Annotated in this window: 1 protein-coding gene; it reads right to left on the reverse strand. The window is 41.7% G+C overall.

What is annotated here, in order from left to right; genetic code table 11:
* On the reverse strand, positions 1–374 hold a 374-nt coding region (locus EOD40_RS18065; protein ID WP_164905515.1), incomplete at both ends, for an Ig-like domain-containing protein.

Genomic DNA, 374 nt, shown 5'->3' on the forward strand with positions numbered 1-374 from the left:
TGTAACGAGTGCACTTCCATTTGCATTGGCTGCCAATGTGTATGTCAATTCTCCGTTTGCTGTTATCGCTGGTTGTACCGAGAATAAACTGTTATTGTTATTGGCAACAGTAAACGTTAGTGTTTGTCCTACTTCATCTACAGGACCTGCACTGATACCTGTTGCCCAACCAGGAACACTGATGGCTCCTGCATCTTCCAGTTTAGCCTGGTCATCTCCTTTAGTAAAAACCGGTACATCATTCACAGATGTTACATTGATGTTGAAGGTTTGATTATCACTTTGATCATCTCCTCCATCTGCAACTCCTCCATTATCTTTCAAATAAACTGTAACAAGTGCACTTCCATTTGCATTGGCTGCCAATGTGTATG

The organism is Flavobacterium sufflavum (genome assembly GCF_004016525.1).
In the GTDB taxonomy this organism is placed as follows: domain Bacteria; phylum Bacteroidota; class Bacteroidia; order Flavobacteriales; family Flavobacteriaceae; genus Flavobacterium; species Flavobacterium sufflavum.